This is a genomic window from Limosilactobacillus ingluviei str. Autruche 4 (assembly GCF_000312405.1).
Taxonomy (GTDB): domain Bacteria; phylum Bacillota; class Bacilli; order Lactobacillales; family Lactobacillaceae; genus Limosilactobacillus; species Limosilactobacillus ingluviei.
In genome coordinates this window covers 223,555-241,483 of the sequence record NZ_HE997173.1, presented here as the reverse complement: position 1 = coordinate 241,483, position 17,929 = coordinate 223,555, and the positions used below count along the sequence as shown (strand labels likewise).

Here is a 17,929-nt window from a genome sequence, read left to right as displayed (position 1 = left end):
TTAAAAAACAAAAAAAACGCCCTGCGTTACTACTAACGACAGGACGAACTTCTCCGCGGTACCACCCGTAATTCTACAATATTGTAGCGCTCAAAGTCTTAACGCGACCACACGCACGCGCCTACTGACTTTTTTCAGCGGGTGACGATTTTTAGGCCAGTTCACCAAGGTTGTTTCCGTAGTCACACCATCCCTACGGTCGCTGTCAAACAAACTCTAGGCTACTACTCCCAAAACGAATTAAGATTGTTTCTTATCTTAGCAAGCTTTTCGGCGAAACGCAAGGAAAATCTAAACCTTTCTTGTTCTAGCTCCGAACCTGCCCGTTACCGGTAATTTCATACTTGGTGGTCGTTAACTGGGCTAACCCCATCGGACCGCGGGCGTGCAACTTTTGGGTGCTGATCCCAATTTCGGCCCCAAAGCCAAATTCACTTCCGTCGGTAAACCGCGTTGAGGCATTCACATAGACACAAGCCGAATCAATTTGTTGTTGGAACGCCTGGCCCCGGGCAAGCTCAGGAGTAATAATGGCTTCCGAATGGTGAGTCGAATGACGATTGATATGCTCAATGGCTTCGTCCAAGGAATCCACCACTTTAACCGCCATAATCAAATCATTATACTCTTGATCCCAGTCGGCTGGGGTCGCAGGCTTAATCTCAGGGACCAGTTGACAAGCCCGTTGATCACCACGCAATTCCACCCCGTGCGCCAATAAAGCTTTGGCCACTGGTGGCAGTAAGCGGGCCGCTGCCTCGCGGTGAAGCAACAGTTTTTCTGCCGCATTGCAGACGGATGGTCGTTGCACCTTCGCATTGACCACAATATCAACTGCCATTGCTTCATCCGCTTGGCGATCTAAATACACGTGACAATTGCCAGCCCCGGTTTCAATCACCGGTACCGTTGCCGTTTGGACTACCCGTTGAATCAAACCTTTTCCACCCCGGGGAATCAAAACATCAATCCAATCATTTAATTTCATCATTGCTTCCGCACTAGCGTGGCTAGTATCTTCAACTAACTGGACAGCCGCCGCCGGCAATCCTTGGGCCGTTAAAGTGTGTTGTAAGATGCTGACCAAGCAAGTATTGGTTTGGATTGCCTCTTTTCCCCCACGTAAAATAACTGCATTCCCACTCTTAAAGGTCAACGCCGTAGCATCAACCGTGACGTTGGGCCGGGCTTCAAAGATAATCCCCACGACGCCTAATGGTACCCGGCGTTGCATAATTTGTAATCCGTCTTTGGTCACCCACCCATGATCATACTTGGCAACCGGATCCGCTAATTGGGCCACCTGACGAAGACCAGCTGCCATATCAGCAATCCGTTGGGGGGTTAACTTTAGGCGGTCCACAAACTTCGCCGGCATCGTCGCCGCCGCCTGTAAATCAGCTTGATTTGCTGCCAAAATAGCCGCGGTTTGAGCTTCTAACGCTTGGGCCATCGCTATTAAGGCCTGATTTTTGGTTGCCGTTGACAATAAGGCCAACTGCCGCGCTGCTTGTTTGCCTGCTTGGCCCATTTTTACTAAGGTTTCCATCATTTTCCCTTCCTTTCAAATTCTACCCAAAGACAGTCCCGACAGGTTTTCCAGCAACTACATCAAAAATAACGGTTGGATTCGCCCCATTGCAAAGCACCATTTGTTTGCCAGCTGTCATCATTGCTTGCGCCGCTCGTAATTTAGTAACCATCCCCCCGGTCCCAAAATTACTGCCACTACCACCCGCGGCTTTTTGCATTGCCGGCGTCAGTTCGGTTACCCGGGCGAGCTTTTTAGCTGCCGGATTCTCCCGCGGATTTTGATCGTAAAAGCCATCAATATCTGACAAAACAATCAGTTGATCGGCTTGCAAACGCACGGCAACCATTGCCGATAATTCGTCATTATCACTAAAGGTGGTGTGATGATCCAATTCGTCAACGGCAACGGTATCGTTTTCATTGACAATCGGAATTACCCCTTCTTCAAACAAAACTTCAAATGTATTGAGAACGTGTTGCCGGGAAACCGGGAAGGCCAGCACATCGCGGGTCAGCAAAATTTGGGCTACTTGCGTTTGATAGTCCAGAAACCGCTGGGAATAGATCCGCATCAATTCCATCTGGCCAATTGCTGCCAAGGCTTGCTGTTTGGCGATTTCTTGGGGCCGCTGGGTCAATTGTAAGCTTGCCAGCCCCGCCCCAATCGCCCCGGAACTAACCAGGGCAACCTGAAATCCCTGGTTGTTTAGGGAAGCCAGGGTATATGCCAAACGATCCACCGTTCGTAAATTCACCCGACCATTCGGAAGGATTAAACTGCTAGTCCCAATCTTAACCACAAGCCGCCGCTTTTCGTTCGCCATTTTCCGTGCCCCTTTACTGAATTTAAACTTACCTGAATATGCTTGCATCTAACTCTACACGATTTTTTCCGTTCTTTAAAGGCTTAACCGCAAAAAAGACCGGCAACAAATTGCCAGTCTTTTTTAATGAAATTCCCGATTCTGATTGCTAAACATATATGAGTGGTGGTGATAACGCATTGACATTACCATTCCGATCCCTAGCAAATTACCAATCAAAGATGATCCCCCCGCCGAAATAAACGGCAGTGGAATCCCCGTCAACGGCAAGAGGCCAATGTTCATCCCGACATTTTCAAAGACGTGGAAAAGAATCATCATGATTACCCCCGTCGCAATGTAGGCATAGAATTCATTCTTTGTATCAAAAGTTACCCGGATCATGAGGTAGATTAGGAGCAAGTAGAGCAAAATTAATAAAACCCCACCAATAAAGCCAAAATTTTCACCAATTACGGTAAAAATCATGTCGGATTCCCGGACGGGGACGTACACCTTAGAATTGTTAAATCCCGTCCCGGTAATCCCACCTGAACCGACCGCTTTGATGCTTTGCCAAAGTTGGTAACCACTGTTGGAAGTATCTTGGGCTGGGTGCAACCAATTGTCAACCCGATCAAACTGGTAGGCTTGAAACCCAATTTTTTCCAAAATGGTTCGGCCGACCGAGCTGGTTACCATCGCCAAGGCGCTTCCCCCCACAACCGCCGCAATCGTAATCGCCGGTGCCAAGATTCGCCAAGTAACCCCCGAAACCAAAACCAAGCCGGCAAAAATAGCCACAAACACCAAGCCGGTCCCAAAGTCGTTTTGGAACTTAAGTGATACCAACACTGGCAACAACCATAAGAACAACTTTCCAATTAATCGCCAGTCACTTTCAACGGTATGGCGACTATATTGATTGTTATGCGTGGTAATTACCCGGGCCATCATCACAATATAGGCCGGCTTCATAATTTCCGACGGTTGGAAGGTGATCGACCCAATCGCAAACCACGACTTCGCCCCGGTATTCACATAGTACGCCCGACTGTAAAAGACCAGAATTGCGTACATTAAAAATAAGCCGATCCAATAGGCAATTGGGGCCACCTTCCACAGTTGCTCCGAATCAAATTGCATAATGACAATGATCATAATCGTCCCAATGACGTACCAAGCAAACTGCATCAAGACGGTTCGACTGACATTAACCGGTGTTTTATCATGGTTTGCCGCCACAAAAATGGCCGCCAAGCCAATCAGTGCCAACAGGAGCACGCAAAAAATGATCCCCCAGTCAATTCGTGACTCGTTCTCATTGCGCTGCGAACGATGCATAGTCCTCGCTCCTTCACTTTAACCTTGGTGCAAGTGATATTGCGCCAAGATCGTTTCCAAACCTTCTTCTTGCGATTTGACCACAAAGGTTTGTTGGTCACCCATTAAATGGGCTTCAAACTTGACGCCTTTGGCCACGACTTCGCCAATTACGCGGTCCCCAATTAAGACTTGTTCGACGAGTTGGCCCGCCCGCTCAATATCTTTTACACTAACCGCAATCGTTTTTTCTTTTTTTGCCACTTTTTCACCTTTTCCAATCTTTTCTCTTCCAATGCAACCACCGAACTGGAACGGGATCCAAGCCACCCTTGCTAAAGGGCTGACAACGCAATATGCGCCAGACACCAAGCCAGACCCCCCGCCAGCCAAAGCGTTGGACCGCTTGAATCATGTATTCCGAACAAGTCGGCTCAAAACGACAAACGCGGTAGGGCCGCCGGGCCGAAATGCCCAGCTGGTACCACCGCACCAATCGAATGATCAACTTACTTCCCATGCTTCTTGCGTTTTTTGGCTGTTGAATCATCACCTTGCATCCGTTCCAACATCTCGCCAGCTCCCTTGGCCACGTTATCCAATGGGTCTTGCGAAACAACGACCGGAACCTTTAGGTAAGAACTAAACAGTTGATCTAAGCCGTGCAAAAGGGCCGTCCCCCCGGTCAACATTACTCCGCGATCAATAATGTCGCTGGCCAGTTCTGGCGGAATGGTTTCCAACACCGAAATTGCCGCCCGGACAATTTGTTGTAAGGTGTCATGCAAAGCTGCTTCAACTTCATTTTGATTAACTTCCACTTGCTTGGGCATTCCTGTGGCCACATCACGCCCCCGGACTGGCATCGTCTTTGGTTCTTCGACTTGCAACGCCGTGCCCAGTTCAATCTTAATTTTTTCAGCGGTATGTTCCCCGACTACCAAACCATGGTGATCCTTAATGTAGGCCGCAATATCTTGGTTCATCTGATCCCCAGCCAAGCGAATCGATTGGCTAGAAACAATGTCACCTAAAGAGAGGACGGCAATGTCACATGTCCCGCCCCCCATATCAATCACCATGTTCCCACTTGGCTTGTAGATATCCAAGCCGGCACCAATCGCTGCGACTTTTGGTTCATATTCTAAGTAAACCTTACCGCCCCCCGATTGTTCTGCCGCTTGGATAATTGCCTTGCGTTCAATTTCCGTAATGTTGGTTGGGGCACAAATCATGATATTTGGCTTGGAAACAAACCCCTTGACACTTAGTTTACCAATGAAATACGACAGCATTTCTTGGGTAACATCAAAATCAGAAATAACCCCATTTTTCAACGGGCGAATTGCGCGAATATTACTAGGCGTCCGCCCCACCATCCGGTAAGCTTCAGACCCCACTGCCAAGACCTTATTCGTTTGCGTATCAATCGCGACCACTGAAGGTTCGTTTAAAACGATCCCCTTGCCTTGGACGTAAATCAGCACATTCGCCGTCCCCAGGTCAATTCCAATATCCTTTGCCATCTTGTTGCTCCTTCCGAAACTTTCTAAATCGTTTGCTATTATACCACACCCGAAGAACGCATGGCTTTTTATGCTTGGTCTTAAGCAAATTGCAAATAGTTGCTTAAGTAAATTCCAGCGTTACTTCAGCTCCCAACGCTAATAAGTCGTCTAGCAACGCTCCATCCGCTTCACCCAACAACTCAGCGGGTGCCAACCAGGTATTTTGCTTAACGGCAAGGGCGAGCCAAAAGGCAACTAACGCTGCCGCTGGCTTCGTCGCTACCATTTGGGATGGTAGTTGCGTTATCGGCCCCGTTACTTGGTAAAGCTGGGACTCTTGACTGGTGGTTAGTGGCAGCCACGCCAACACTTTTTCTGCCACCGTTGCAGGCAACGTCACCAAACTGGTCCCCAACTGCCGTGCATGCAACGCCAACAAAGCCGCCTGCCAAGTGGTACTGCGTGACATTGCCCTTAAGGCCGGCGGTTCTTCCGTTGGCAGCAACACTTGCGTTCCAATTAACCGAATCCCATTATGCTGGATTACTACCGTGTTGCCACAAGCTTCTAAGTAATGAAGCAAGGGACGTAAATAAACTGCATGGGCCCCTAAAACGACTACATCTCCGGCCGTAACCGCGGCCGCCAATAAATACAGGCCAGCTCGCTTTTGGTCATCAATTACGTACCAATCCGCCCCATGTAAAGTATTAACCCCCTGAACCCGTAAAGTCTGTGCTTGCGTTTGGTGAATCTTAGCACCCATCTTATTGAGTAACGCTACCACTTCATTAATCACCGGTAATTGGGGCACCGCCTTAAATACCGTAATTCCCCGGGTTAACGTAGCTACCATCAAGGTTGCGACGATCACTTGCCATGACCAATCCGTCACGGTAAAAGTGTGCCCCGTCAAATAATCCGCGCGCAAAATGGTTTGGTCGCCCTCAACTTGAACTTGAGCGCCAAGCGCCGCTAAGTTTTCGCATAATTGCGTCCCGGCTTCACCTAACTGGGCCTCATGAGGGGAATTGACTAACGTCACCGTCCGGCACCGGGCTAAAATCGCGCCAGCCAAAAAGAAATTGTTTACTTGCAGGGGCAGGGGCGTTAGGTGCCACCCCGCATCCATTTTGAGTGTCGCGGTCGCCGGCTCGAAAATTACTTTTGCGCCCAATTGCATTAAGCACTGGTTAGTAGCCATAATTGCTGGCGTACTTGAAACGTGATCTAAAATAACGGTTCCCCTGGTCGCCAACAAGCTCGCCGCCTGACAGGCCAAAACGGTTTGCTCATCACCACCAACGGCAAGGCTCCCGCGCAATGGCTTGCCACCAACTATTTTTAATTTTGCCAAGGCATTCCTCTCCCTTGCTATTTAATTAATAACTGCTTCCGTTACTTCTAGTTTAACATTCGCAAGGCCCCCTGCAAGATCGTAAAGCAGTCTAAAAAGAAATTCGCACAGGTACTGCCGAGGGCAATGGCAACCATTACAATCAGGAGGGGCAGCCCTTGGGGCGGGCGCTTAAATAATTTTGCCAGTTGCAAGGAATTGAGTGCTTGTAAGGTCATTAAGATAAACCCTACTTGGACCAAAATATTTAAAACAGATGTACCACCGGTATACTGCATTGCCGTTTCCTCCTGCCTCGTTGGGCTGATATGTAGAAAAAAGGCTGAGAAAATTTCTCAGCCCTTGAAAATTAATTGCCACCAGAAACCCGCAACCGGTTAAGGGCCCGGGCAAGGTGAACTTCGGCCCGGGCAAGCTCATCAGCATTGTGCACTTGCTTAGCGTGTGCAATTTGCTTCTCTGCCCGTTCCTTGGCACTTTGGGCCCGAGCAACGTCGATCGTTTCAGCCAGTTCGGCACTGCCCGCAACAACCGTTGCAACTTGCCCGTTAAAATCAATGAAACCCCCGTTGACCGCAATCACGGTATCTTCCGTTTCACCGGCGTGCTTTAACCGTAATTCATCAATTGCCAAAGCAGCAATGATTGGTTGGTGGTTCTTCATTAACCCCATTTGCCCCTCACTGGTCTTCATTACCAGCAAGGTTGCAGGTTCATCATAGATGGTCCCATCAGGAGTGACAATGGTGACGTTGAAAGTCGACTCAGCCATGGTCATCCCTCCTAATCGTTAGCCGTCGTGTCCGCCTGCATCTTCTTTGCCTTAGCAACTACTTCGTCAATTCCCCCGACTAAACGGAAGGCTTCTTCAGGTAAGTCATCGTACTTCCCATCTAAGATTGCCTTAAAGTCCTTGACCGTTTGTTCCAGTGGCACGTATGCCCCTGGTTGACCCGTAAATTGTTCAGCCACGCTGAAGCTTTGGGATAAGAAGTTTTGGATCCGCCGGGCCCGAGCCACGACCGTCTTTTCTTCATCGGACAATTCGTCCATCCCTAAGATCGAGATAATATCTTGCAATTCACGGTACCGTTGCAACACGTGTTGCACCCCAGTAGCCACTTCGTAGTGTTCTTTTCCGACAATTTCTGGCGCTAACGCCGTTGACGTTGATGCCAACGGGTCCACGGCCGGATAAATCCCAATTTGGGTTAACCGCCGTTCCAAGTTCGTCGTCGCATCCAAGTGAGCGAACGTCGTCGCTGGGGCCGGGTCGGTGTAGTCATCGGCTGGCACATAAACAGCTTGAATCGACGTAATCGACCCCTTCTTCGTGGAAGTGATCCGTTCTTGTAACTGACCCATTTCCGTTGCTAAGGTTGGTTGGTAACCAACAGCTGAAGGAATCCGGCCCAGCAAGGCTGAAACTTCGGAACCGGCTTGCGTAAACCGGAAAATGTTGTCAATAAAGAGCAATACGTCTTGCCCCTTAACATCCCGGAAGTATTCCGCGATCGTCAAACCGGTCAGGGCAACCCGCATCCGCGCACCCGGTGGTTCGTTCATTTGACCATAAACCATGGCCGTCTTTTCCAGAACCCCAGAAGCCTTCATTTCGTAGTACATATCGTTCCCTTCACGAGTCCGTTCACCGACCCCCGTGAAGACAGAGATCCCGTTGTGCCCTTGGGCAATGTTATGGATCAATTCTTGAATCAAAACGGTCTTACCAACCCCGGCACCACCGAAGAGCCCAATCTTGCCACCCCGCACATACGGCGCAAGTAAGTCAATAACCTTAATCCCGGTTTCCAGGATTTCCGTTTGGGTACTTAATTCTTCATACTTTGGTGCATCGCGGTGAATTGGCATCCGCTTTGCGTCTGGTCCAAATTCAGGACCATCGTCAACTGGTTCCCCTAAGACATTAAAGACCCGGCCCAAGGTATCATCGCCAACAGGTACACTGATCGCGGCTTCCGTGTTTTCAACGGTCATGCCCCGCGTTAACCCATCAGTTCCGTCCATGGCAATCGTCCGTACGACCCCGTCACCCAGTTCAAGGGCAACTTCGACCGTCAAGGTCTTGTCGTCGGCTTCTTGAATCTTTAAAGCCGTGTTGATTTCTGGCAGCTTTTCGTCTAAGGGAAATTCAACGTCAACAACTGGCCCAATGACTTGAACCACTTTACCAGTAGCGCTCATTTCATTTCCTCCAAAATCTCAATTTATTCTTGTGCTGTCATCCCACCGGTAATTTCAGTAATTTCCGTCGTAATGGCAGCTTGACGTGCCCGGTTGTATTGTAATTGCAAGGTCGAAATAATTTCATCGGCATTATCTGAAGCGGCACTCATCGCGTTGGCACTTGAGGCGTGTTCGCTGGTTTTGGCATCTAAAATCGCCCCATAAACCAAGCTTTCCGCAAACTGGGGCACCAACTTACCAATTAATTGTGGCAAATCCGGCTCCAAGTCGTATTCAGCCCCGACTATCTTCGTCGCTTCGGTATCTTCTTGCAATGCTAATGATTCTGCTGAAATTGGCAAGACCAATTCCACCCGGTCCCGCGAAACGATCCGGTTCACAAAATGACTGTATGATAACAATAACTGATCATACACACCATCGGCGTACATCTGAACCGCATTCTTGACAATGTCATGCGTTTCGCGATACGTCGGCACGTCACTGATCCCAGTGGATTCAAAGACAACGTTCATTCCGCGTTTCTTAAAGAACTCGGTCCCAGTCCGACCTACCGTCAAAAAGACAGTATTGTCTTTATCCAGGCCCGCTTTTTTCATCTTATCCAGGGTCGCCTTAATCACATTACTATTGTAGGATCCGACTAATCCCCGGTCTGACGTAACAACTAAGATCCCAGTCTTTTTAACTGGACGCTTGGTGAAAAGTGTCCCCAAATGATCTTTATCATCGGAAACCCCGTTCTTTAAGGTCGCGTTATGAGATTTAACCAAGGATATTAACACCGACTTAACCCGGTCAGCATAAACTTCATAAGTCTTCGTGTGACCTTGGATTTGGTTGAGCTTGGCGGTGGAAACCATGTTCATGGCAGCTGTAATCTGCCGAGTGTTCTTGGTTGATTCTAAACGCCGCTTAACCGCAGCTAATGAAGCTGGCACTAAATCTCACCGTCCTTTCTTAGCGGTCAATCTTAGTCGTTGGCCTCTGTTTGATTATTTGCTTTTTTAGTAACTTGGAAGCCAGCAGCAAATTCCGCTACGGCCTTTTCCAATGCGTCGCCTTCTGGCAACTTGCCACTAGCTTTAATGCCATCATACAAGTCTTGGTGGTTGGCATGCATAAAGGCAGCTAATTCTTCTTCAAAACGCAAAACGTCTTCCACCGGAACCTTGTCCAAGAAACTGTGCCCTAAGGCAAACAACGTAACGACTTGTTGTTCAATTGGTTGCCCGGCGTGCAGACCTTGCTTTAAAACCTCAACCGTGCGTTCCCCACGCGCTAACTTAGCTTGCGTGGCCGCATCCAGGTCCGACCCGAATTGCGCAAAGGATGCCAATTCGTTGTAAGAAGCAATGTCCAACCGCAAAGTCCCAGAAACCTTCTTCATGGCCTTAATTTGCGCATCCCCCCCGACCCGGGAAACGGAAGTCCCGGCATCGATGGCTGGCCGCTGCCCAGCGTAGAAGGAGTCGGCATTCAAGAAGATTTGCCCGTCGGTAATGGAAATCACGTTCGTTGGGATATAAGCCGAAACGTCCCCGGCCTGCGTTTGAATGATTGGCAGGGCCGTCATGGACCCCCCACCCATATCATCAGACAACCGTGCAGCCCGTTCCAGTAACCGTGAGTGGGTGTAGAAGATATCCCCTGGATAAGCTTCCCGACCCGGTGGCCGCCGTAAGATTAAGGAAAGTTCACGGTAGGCATCGGCTTGCTTGGAAAGATCATCGTAAACAATCAAGACATCTTGACCATTGTACATAAATTCTTCCCCCATTGCGGCCCCAGCGTAAGGCGCAATGTAGAGCAATGGAGCCGGGTTAGACGCACTAGCTGAAACCACGATCGTGTAGTCTAAGGCCCCATAACGCCGTAACGTTTCAACTTGCGTACGGACCGTAGATTCCTTTTGCCCGATTGCCACGTAAACACAGATCACGTTTTGGTCCTTTTGGTGAATAATCGTATCAATGGCAATCGAAGTCTTACCAGTCTTCCGGTCCCCAATGATCAATTCACGTTGCCCCCGACCAATCGGAACTAAGGCATCAATCACCTTAATCCCGGTTTCCAACGGAACGGACACACTCTTCCGTTGCATAACCCCTGGGGCTTTCTTTTCGATTGGGCGCGTTTTGTCCGTAGCGATTTCCCCTAAACCATCCAACGGACGACCTAAGGGGTCAACTACCCGGCCCAATAAAGCATCGCCAACCGGAACTTCCATAATCCGGCCGGTCCGCTTTACGGAATCACCTTCGCGAATGCCCGTGAAGTCCCCTAAAATAACGATCCCAACATCGTTACTTTCGAGGTTTTGGGCCATCCCGAAGACGCCATTACTAAATTCGAGCAACTCACCAGCCATGGCATTTTCCAAACCATCGGCCCGGGCAACCCCGTCACCTACGTAGGTTACCGTTCCCGTTTCTTGAACGGAAATGTCATCTTGGTAGTTGGCGAGTTGCTTTTTGATGAGTGAACTGATTTCCTCAGTTTTAATGCTCATACAAATCTCACCTCTTCAAGTCCAAAAATTACTATTTAACGAGTAAACGACGAATCTGCTCAATCTTGGACTTTAAACTGCCGTCCAAAGTCTTGTGCTGGGCGGTAACAATTACGCCCCCCAAGATTGATTCATCAACCGTTTCGTGCAAAACAATCTCTTTTGCCCCATACCGGGTTAAGAGGTTTTGCTTGAGTTGAGCGCGCCGTGGTTCATCAAGTTGCACCGCTGTAACTACGTCGGCATGAACTCGTTTGTTTTGCTGATCGTACCGGCGTTCAAACTCATCAATAATTGCGACCATTGCATTCATCCGGCCGTAATCAAAAACCATTTGGATCAAGTTGGTCGTCAGTTGACTGGCCCCTTGTTGCAAGGCTTGAACCAAGGATTCTTTTTGGCTAAGACTAAGCTTAATGCTAGTTAAAAGGGTCGCTAAACGTGGATTTGCTTGAAAAATCTCACGCAAGCTCATGAGTTCTTGGTGGACCTGTTCCAACTCCCCTTGTTGATCGGCAAGTTCAAACAAGGCCCGGGCGTAGCGGTTGGCAACCGTTTGTAGATCAAGACTCATGTTTTACCAACCCTTCAATATAAGAATCAATTAAGGCTTTTTGATCATCTGCATTTAATTGCTTTTGGATGAGCTTGGAAGCAATCTCAATAGACAGGTTTGCGACATCGTCCTTGGCACCACGCAACGCATCTTCGCGCGCTTGCTTTGCATCTCGTTGAGCTTGTTCCTTGAGGTTTTGTGCATCAGCTTGCGCCGCTGCTACAATTTGGTCCCCCTGGGTTTGGGCTGACTTTTTCGCTTGGTCAACAATTTGGGCGGCTTCTGCTTGGGAGCCTTCCAACTGTGCCTTGCGCTTAGCAGCCAATTCCGTTGCTTCCATCCGAGCTTGCTTGGCGGAGTCAATGTCTTGGGCCACCGTCTTCGCCCGCTTTTCCATCATTCCCGTTACCGGCTTCCACACGTAGTGCCATACCAATAAAGCGGTCAGAATAAAGGAAATCAAGTAGAAGAGCATGTCCCCGACGTATAAGCTATTGGACTCTGCAATTACCAGCATCTATTGACACCTCCTTTACAAAATGATTTAAAAACCAACAACTACTTGTTCATTACTAAGAATGCGATAACGATGGCCAGGATTGGCATGGCTTCAATCAAACCAACCCCCACAAACATCGTCCCACGCAACGTACCAGACATTTCTGGTTGACGAGCCATCCCGTCGATCGTGTGGCCAATAACTAACCCGTTACCGACACCAGCACCAACAGCTGCCAAACCAGCAGCGATACCTGCAGCAATTGCACCCATTGTATTTTCCTCCTTAAGAAGTGGTTATTCCGCGGTTACCTTCCGAGAAATATAAACCGTCGTTAATGTTACAAAGACATATGCCTGGATTGAACCGATGAAGACTGAGAACCCTTGCCAAATCATTTCCATCGGCAAGCTGACAATCATCGTTGGCAACCCATGTGAAAAGGCCAGTTGCGCCAGCAACTTCAGCAACATTTCACCGGCAAAGATATTACCAAAGATCCGTAGACCCAGCGTTAAGAAATTAGCAAATTCCTCTACCAGATTAATGGGAAGCATTAACACGCTCGGTGTGAGGTATTCCTTAAAGTAAGCTTTAAAGCCCTTTTGCGAAATACCTGCAAAGTGCGTCAAGGTAATAACACACAGCGAGAACGTTAAGGTTACCACCGGATCAGCCGTAGGACTCTTGATTAGTTCGTGACCATTCCAACCGACTTGGAGAATTAGCCCCAGTTGGTTTGCAATGAACAAGAAGACGAACAGCACAAAGGCTAAGAAGCTGTAATTGCCCACCTGTTCCGTTGGCATTTGTGAGCGCACAATCCCATTCGTGAACTCAACCAACCATTCAATCACGTTTTGACCGCCCGTTGGCTTCATTTGCAAATGCCGTGAAAGTCCGAACAAAATAAAGAAAGTCAACAGACAAACGAGTAGGCCCGAGAGGACGTTGGTTGCATTAAAGGTCAAACCGAACAGCTCAAAAGTAAAAGCATCACCGCCCATTTACATCTCACCTCTTTTCCTTATAACATTCAAAGTTGTAATTTATTGCCATAAGTCACTAAAAAAGCTTAGACACCTAAGTTACAGAAAATAATATAGCATTGTTTAAGAAAAAATTCAAAACACTTCTGAACTAAAGAAATCGATTCCAAGCCGCTCATTTCAGCTGGTAATCGCTTTCACATGATTCACTTTTGAATCCGGTTTCATAATTTTTATAGTGTTTTTATCGGGCTGCCGCAAACCCCAGTAATTTCAAATTAAATTACCACGTGATGGGATTAAAAGCCCGCTAATTTAGCGGTTTGCACTCGTTACTCCGCATTTTGATTTTATTTTGGTTCGCTTGATTATTAATCGAGAGAAAAATCAATTTTGTGAAATCAAAAACGATTCTGTTAATCGATTTCACCCACCCTTTCCAAGGCATTTTCATCGGTTTGTCGCGCTCAGAATTTTTTGTGAATTCACAAATTAAAAAAGTCACGATGTTACTCGCGACTTTTATTAGTTTAAGCTTTGGTCTCACTGCGTGCTTCTTCGGGGAGAACCAAGTTTAAAATAATCCCCAAGACCGCCGCAACTGCTAACCCCGAAAATTGATATTGCCCCAGTTGCAAGTAGGCATTTCCGATCCCGATCACTAAGATGACCGAGGCAATCATTAAATTGCGCTTTTTATCAAAATTAACGTGGCGTTCAATCAAGACGCGCAACCCAGATGAAGCAATCACCCCAAACAACAGGAATGAAATACCCCCGATTACCGGGGCCGGAATTGATTCAATCAACGCCGACAGTTTCCCAACAAAACTAAAGAAGATCGCAAAAACCGCGGCGCCCGCTAAAACATAAACGGAGTGGACCCGAGTAATGGCTAAAACACCGATGTTTTCCCCATACGAAGTAACCGGTGGCCCCCCGACAAACCCGGCAATGATTGAAGCCGTCCCATCCCCAGCCAAGGTATGATTTAAGCCAGGATCTTTAAAGTAGTTGCGCCCCGTTAACTCATCTAAAACCATAATGTGGCCCAGGTGTTCCGTCATCGTCACAAACGCGATTGGCGCCATGCTTAGAATGGCCCCCCAGTAGAATTGCGGATGGTAACTGACAAAAGGAATCTGAAACGCTGGCAAGCTAAACCAGTGAGCCGCTTGAACGCCTGAAAAATCGACAATCCCAAAGAGGCAAGCGATCACATAACCACTAATAATCCCGAGTAAGATGGGAATCAGACCCAAAAAGCCTTTAAAGTACATATTAAAAATAATCGTGATCAACAAGGTTAACAGCGCCACGACAAAGTACTTTAAATCATAGTGTGTGCCGTTCATCGTAGCATCTTTGGCCGCCGTTCCGGCTAACGAGAGCCCGATCACCATGACAATTGGTCCCACCACAATTGGTGGCAACACCCGGTCAATCCACGCTGAGCCAATCGCCGAAACAATCAGCGAAACAATCAGATAAACACAGCCAACCGCAATGGTCCCCTGGGCAATTCCCGGATAACCGGTTGTTTTCATCAAGGCCAGCATTGGCACAATAAACGAGAAACTAGAACCCATATAGGCGGGAATTTTATGCTTCGTAATCAGTAGGTACATTAAAGTCCCGACCCCCGAAGAAAACAGGGCAATCCCTGGATTTAAGCCCACCAAGATCGGTACCAGCACGGTCGAACCAAACATTGAAAACATGTGTTGCAATGAAAGTCCCAACCAGTGACCCGGCGTTGGCCGTTGATCGACGTCCAAAATTACGTCACGCTTGTTTTGCATCGTGCAAACTCCTTTCAGCAAAAAAGCCCTTGGGTCCATTTCGACCCAAAGGCTACTAACCGTTACTGAAAGCATAACGGGTATTACTGACCTTTGGAGCCTCACGGGACCCCCTTAAAGGACTCGATATCAATTATCGGTATTTTACCGGCCTTTTCCACCACTGTCAAGCAAGGATTTTCCCGGCAATTAGCTTTACACATGTCGCCGCCGAATCATCACCAACGCCGTCGTCGGCACCGTAACAATCACCGCTAAAAAGGAAATCAAGACCAGGGTCAACTCATGAACAAAAATCTTATTGTTCAATACCGCGCCCCACGTGTAATGCAAACCAAAAAACCAAATCAATAGGGCCAATAAGCCCCCCACAAACCCAAAAAATAAGGTATTTAAGGTCGTCCCAATAATTTGTCTGCCAATCGCCAGTCCATTGAGAAACAAACGTTGATCCGGCAGGGTCGGGTGCTTTTGCAAAATTTCGGCCAAGCCAGCTGCAACCGCCATTGCGGCTTCAGCAATCGCACCTAAAGTCGCCAAAAAAGCGGCTGCAATCGTCACCGATAAAAAAGGAACCCCAATCGTCAACGACATCCCCTCTAAATCATCACTGTCTTCCAAACCAAAACCTTGTACCTGCACCCCATGTTCAACCCCAATTATGACCAATAACATGATCATTGCAACCAAGCAGGCGGTCCAAAAGGCCGGCAGCGCAACTTGCAAATCATCTTCTCCCATAAAGATTGTCACTGCTAGCACCACCAGTCCGCTGCCAACTGCCACCCAAACCGCCGGAACCTGCAACGCAATCAATAAGATGGTTAAATATAGGAAACCAAAATTAAGCAAAAAGCTCAAAAAGGCCAGCCAACCTTGTTTGCCACCCACTAAAACCATTAACCCCAACAAAACTAAGCCTAAGGCCGTAATCGTTGTCATTTTACCTTCCTCCTTCCTAATAACAGGGCGGCAAAACAACTTACCAGCGGAACGGTTAAGACGATCCCAATCCCAGAAACTAAGCTCTGGACCATTCCCAGGCTCATATTCATATTAAAGGTATAGGCTAAGGAATTGCCGTTTTTTAAATATAACAAAGCAGACGGGAAGGTATCCGCCATAAAAATCAAAAACAACACATTTACCAACGGTCCCATAATCGACTTTCCCACGTTGCGACCAGAAAGAAACAGTTCACGCACGCCAATTGCAGGATTTAAGGTAGTTAATTCAAACAATGTGGCAATGATATCAGTTGCTTCATCCATCACCGCTCCTAACGACCCCAACAGCGTCTCAGCCAAAAATAACGGCCGGGGAACCTGTGTCACGTACTGCATTGACTCATAATAAACCCCTCGTTCACCCGTCATTTGCAAAAGCAAATAGCTGATGCCGACTGCTGTTGCGGTTCCCAAAAAGGTTGCAACCAAGGTCGCAACCATCTTTTTGCTCCACCCTAAAACCAGACTAAGGCTGCTAAAAGCAAAGAGGACCGCCAAACTGGCAAACAACCAGAACGCGTTCCAACTTTGAAATTTCAAATCCAGTTCAATTGCCAGCCCTAACCCCACGGAATTGATCAAGACTGATAATAAGGCAAAGCCGCCTGCCCGGCCCAAGGTTAACAGCAAGAGCGCGGTCACCAGCCAGAACAACATTATGACGGCTCGATCACGTTTCCGGTCACCAAGGGTCGCCCGGTACGGTCGGTGGGCGGTCTGCAACTGGGTCAAAAAGACTTCATCCCCCACACGATAGGCCTGGTTCAATCCCATCGACTTCACATACTGATTGTTAATTTCAAACGTTTTTCCTGTCTGCCGTCCGTTTAAAAGCCGGAGCCGCAAGCGTTGGGTCACTTCTTGGTCCTGGTTTTCAAACTGATCTTGCGTCCTAGTAGTGTTAAGGGTGCGAACCGCCTCAACGCGCGCAAGCGGTGTCTGGTACAGGCGTTGGTCGTGACCAGTAAACCACCACAAACCCAGGCCCATTAAACCCAAAAAGACCAAGAGCCAACGGCGGCGCTTGGTCAGCCATTTCTTCATTTTCGTTCACCTCAAGTTAAATTTCCTTCTGAGTTTACACCCATTTAACAAACTTAAGGGGCACTTTTAGCCTTTTATAAGAAAAAAGCCCTAGGACCATCAAAATGATCTTCGGACTTTGCTAAATGCTTACTTGGTCCCAAACAACCGGTCACCGGCATCGCCAAGACCAGGAACAATGTAGCCATCTTCATTCAGGCGTTCATCTAAGCCCGCGGTGTAAATGTCAACATCGGGGAACGCATCCCGCACGGCCTTAACCCCTTCTGGGGCTGCAACTAAGCAGGCAAATTTCATATTCTTTTCCGCACAGCCCCGCTTCTTCAAGGCTTCAATTGCCATAATCGCGGACCCGCCGGTAGCTAACATGGGGTCCACAATAAACAATTGCCGTTCTGAAATATCATTTGGCAACTTAACAAAGTATTCGTGGGGCTTTAAAGTTTCTTCGTCCCGGTACATCCCGATAAAGCCAATCTTGGCCGCCGGAATCAATTCCGTCATCCCGTCAACCATACCGATCCCTGCCCGCAGAATTGGCACGATCGCGACTTTTTTGCCAGCCAGTTCCTTTTGGGTCGTTTTGGCAATTGGCGTTTCAACTTCCACGTCCTTTAACGGCATTGAACGCGAAACCTCGTACGCCATTAATGTTGAGAGTTCCTTGACCGTCTCGCGAAAGGCCTTCGTCCCAACCTTTTTGTCCCGAATCATCGTTAACTTGTGTTGGATCAGTGGGTGATCCAATACTTCAAATTTGCCCATGATACACACTCCCTTTTGGTTTC

At 48.1% G+C, this 17,929-nt stretch carries 20 protein-coding genes and 1 other annotated feature; all 20 genes read right to left on the bottom strand.

Translation table 11 applies throughout. From position 1 onward, the window contains the following. Positions 1 to 36 precede the first annotated feature (36 nt). Positions 37 to 241, bottom strand: a binding site (T-box leader). A gap of 66 nt (positions 242 to 307) precedes the next feature. The 20 genes from BN54_RS01220 to upp all read right to left on the bottom strand — a co-directional run bounded on the left by BN54_RS01220 (position 308) and on the right by upp (position 17,906). Further along, positions 308 to 1,549: a glutamate-5-semialdehyde dehydrogenase gene (locus BN54_RS01220; RefSeq protein ID WP_051014602.1), complete on the bottom strand. Its 1,242-nt coding sequence runs from the start codon at positions 1,547 to 1,549 to the stop codon at positions 308 to 310. A 22-nt stretch (positions 1,550 to 1,571) separates the two neighbouring features. After that, complete coding sequence (proB, locus tag BN54_RS01215; protein ID WP_019205301.1) at positions 1,572 to 2,357, bottom strand: glutamate 5-kinase; 786 nt, start codon at positions 2,355 to 2,357, stop codon at positions 1,572 to 1,574. Between the two features lie 123 nt (positions 2,358 to 2,480). Then, positions 2,481 to 3,680: an FtsW/RodA/SpoVE family cell cycle protein gene (locus BN54_RS01210; protein WP_019205300.1), complete on the bottom strand. Its 1,200-nt coding sequence runs from the start codon at positions 3,678 to 3,680 to the stop codon at positions 2,481 to 2,483. An 18-nt stretch (positions 3,681 to 3,698) separates the two neighbouring features. Further along, positions 3,699 to 3,923 carry a DUF2969 domain-containing protein gene (locus BN54_RS01205; RefSeq protein WP_019205299.1) on the bottom strand — a complete coding sequence of 75 codons (225 nt, stop codon included), beginning with the start codon at positions 3,921 to 3,923 and terminating at the stop codon, positions 3,699 to 3,701. A 4-nt stretch (positions 3,924 to 3,927) separates the two neighbouring features. Continuing rightward, entirely contained in the window at positions 3,928 to 4,179 is a 252-nt protein-coding gene (gene yidD / locus BN54_RS09975; RefSeq protein ID WP_081583783.1) for a membrane protein insertion efficiency factor YidD, read from the bottom strand. Next, on the bottom strand, positions 4,169 to 5,185 hold the full coding sequence (locus BN54_RS01200) for a rod shape-determining protein (protein ID WP_019205298.1): 1,017 nt from the start codon (positions 5,183 to 5,185) through the stop codon (positions 4,169 to 4,171). The genes yidD and BN54_RS01200 overlap by 11 nt, the downstream gene beginning before the upstream one ends. Before the next feature lie 103 nt (positions 5,186 to 5,288). Beyond that, positions 5,289 to 6,524, bottom strand: coding sequence for a carboxyvinyltransferase (locus BN54_RS01195; RefSeq protein WP_019205297.1), 1,236 nt, complete (start codon positions 6,522 to 6,524; stop codon positions 5,289 to 5,291). Positions 6,525 to 6,571: 47 nt separating this feature from the next. Further along, positions 6,572 to 6,802: a DUF1146 family protein gene (locus BN54_RS01190; RefSeq protein WP_019205296.1), complete on the bottom strand. Its 231-nt coding sequence runs from the start codon at positions 6,800 to 6,802 to the stop codon at positions 6,572 to 6,574. 71 nt (positions 6,803 to 6,873) lie between these two features. After that, complete coding sequence (locus tag BN54_RS01185) at positions 6,874 to 7,296, bottom strand: F0F1 ATP synthase subunit epsilon (RefSeq protein WP_019205295.1); 423 nt, start codon at positions 7,294 to 7,296, stop codon at positions 6,874 to 6,876. Positions 7,297 to 7,307: 11 nt separating this feature from the next. Beyond that, positions 7,308 to 8,729 carry a F0F1 ATP synthase subunit beta gene (atpD, locus tag BN54_RS01180; protein WP_019205294.1) on the bottom strand — a complete coding sequence of 474 codons (1,422 nt, stop codon included), beginning with the start codon at positions 8,727 to 8,729 and terminating at the stop codon, positions 7,308 to 7,310. A 23-nt stretch (positions 8,730 to 8,752) separates the two neighbouring features. Next, positions 8,753 to 9,673 carry a F0F1 ATP synthase subunit gamma gene (locus BN54_RS01175; protein ID WP_019205293.1) on the bottom strand — a complete coding sequence of 307 codons (921 nt, stop codon included), beginning with the start codon at positions 9,671 to 9,673 and terminating at the stop codon, positions 8,753 to 8,755. 32 nt (positions 9,674 to 9,705) lie between these two features. Continuing rightward, positions 9,706 to 11,244: a F0F1 ATP synthase subunit alpha gene (gene atpA / locus BN54_RS01170; protein WP_019205292.1), complete on the bottom strand. Its 1,539-nt coding sequence runs from the start codon at positions 11,242 to 11,244 to the stop codon at positions 9,706 to 9,708. 31 nt (positions 11,245 to 11,275) lie between these two features. Next, a complete protein-coding gene (atpH, locus tag BN54_RS01165; RefSeq protein ID WP_019205291.1) occupies positions 11,276 to 11,818 on the bottom strand; it encodes an ATP synthase F1 subunit delta in 543 nt (180 codons plus the stop codon). After that, complete coding sequence (atpF, locus tag BN54_RS01160; RefSeq protein WP_019205290.1) at positions 11,808 to 12,317, bottom strand: F0F1 ATP synthase subunit B; 510 nt, start codon at positions 12,315 to 12,317, stop codon at positions 11,808 to 11,810. Before atpF ends, atpH begins: the two co-directional genes overlap by 11 nt. Positions 12,318 to 12,358: 41 nt before the next feature. Further along, on the bottom strand, positions 12,359 to 12,571 hold the full coding sequence (gene atpE / locus BN54_RS01155) for a F0F1 ATP synthase subunit C (RefSeq protein ID WP_019205289.1): 213 nt from the start codon (positions 12,569 to 12,571) through the stop codon (positions 12,359 to 12,361). A gap of 24 nt (positions 12,572 to 12,595) precedes the next feature. Next, positions 12,596 to 13,306, bottom strand: a complete 711-nt coding sequence (gene atpB, locus BN54_RS01150) for a F0F1 ATP synthase subunit A (protein ID WP_019205288.1) — start codon at positions 13,304 to 13,306, stop codon at positions 12,596 to 12,598. 512 nt (positions 13,307 to 13,818) lie between these two features. Beyond that, a complete protein-coding gene (locus BN54_RS01140) occupies positions 13,819 to 15,090 on the bottom strand; it encodes a uracil-xanthine permease family protein (protein ID WP_019205286.1) in 1,272 nt (423 codons plus the stop codon). Between the two features lie 195 nt (positions 15,091 to 15,285). Next, on the bottom strand, positions 15,286 to 16,032 hold the full coding sequence (locus BN54_RS01135) for a YibE/F family protein (protein WP_019205285.1): 747 nt from the start codon (positions 16,030 to 16,032) through the stop codon (positions 15,286 to 15,288). After that, the gene (locus BN54_RS01130; RefSeq protein ID WP_019205284.1) at positions 16,029 to 17,141 is read right to left on the bottom strand and encodes a YibE/F family protein; all 1,113 of its coding nucleotides are present in this window, start codon (positions 17,139 to 17,141) and stop codon (positions 16,029 to 16,031) included. Before BN54_RS01130 ends, BN54_RS01135 begins: the two co-directional genes overlap by 4 nt. Before the next feature lie 129 nt (positions 17,142 to 17,270). Further along, positions 17,271 to 17,906 carry a uracil phosphoribosyltransferase gene (upp, locus tag BN54_RS01125; RefSeq protein WP_019205283.1) on the bottom strand — a complete coding sequence of 212 codons (636 nt, stop codon included), beginning with the start codon at positions 17,904 to 17,906 and terminating at the stop codon, positions 17,271 to 17,273. Positions 17,907 to 17,929: the final 23 nt, after the last annotated feature.